1 protein-coding gene is annotated in these 662 nt (G+C 71.6%); it reads right to left on the reverse strand.

Features of this window, described 5'->3' with window-relative positions:
• Window positions 1-542: ATP-binding cassette domain-containing protein (locus FGX59_RS40035; protein WP_370296524.1), on the reverse strand; the 542-nt coding region annotated here is incomplete at its 3' end.
• Window positions 543-662: the final 120 nt, after the last annotated feature.

Below are 662 nucleotides of genomic sequence, written 5' to 3' on the forward strand. Positions count from 1 at the left end.
GCCTCGGCGACCAGGCTCTTGCCCGCGCCGGAACTGCCCGCGATGCCCAGAAGTTCGCCGCGTTCAAGAGTGAAGGAGATGTCCTCCAGCACCGCCGCGCCGCCCATGCCGGGAGCGGAACGCTGTTCCACCAGGCGCTGCGCGGCAGCTTCTTCCCGGTCGCGAAGACCGAGCACGAGATCCTCCGCGCCGGGGTCACCCGCGCCGAGGCGATGCGGCTGGAGGAGATCGAGATCGAGGACCGCTCGCTCTTCCCCATCCATGCGCGCGGGCTGAACATGATCCCGGGCGGCGAGGCGGCGATGAAGTTCATCGCCCAGTGGCGGCGCGGCAGCAGCGCCCCGCCCGAGCCGGGCGCGGTCGAGGAGGCCTATGACGCCGCGCTGAAGGAGATGCTCGCGGCGCGGCTGGAGGGCTGCGTGCCCGACGCCTCCGCAATCGCGCGGCTCTGGGCGGAGAACCTGGCCTACCGGATCGGCGTGACCTGCGGGCGCGAGGACCGGCTGTCGCAGCTCCAGATCACCTTCGCCCGGATCTGGCATGCCTGCGGCTGGAGCCCGGAAAAGATCGCGGAGAAGCTCGACGGCGTCGACCGCCGCCGCGCCAGCCCGGAGCAGGTCCGCCGCCTCCTCGCCGGAAAGACCTATGCCGATGTCCCGAAC

Source organism: Poseidonocella sp. HB161398 (assembly GCF_005870025.1).
Taxonomy (GTDB): Bacteria; Pseudomonadota; Alphaproteobacteria; order Rhodobacterales; family Rhodobacteraceae; genus Mangrovicoccus.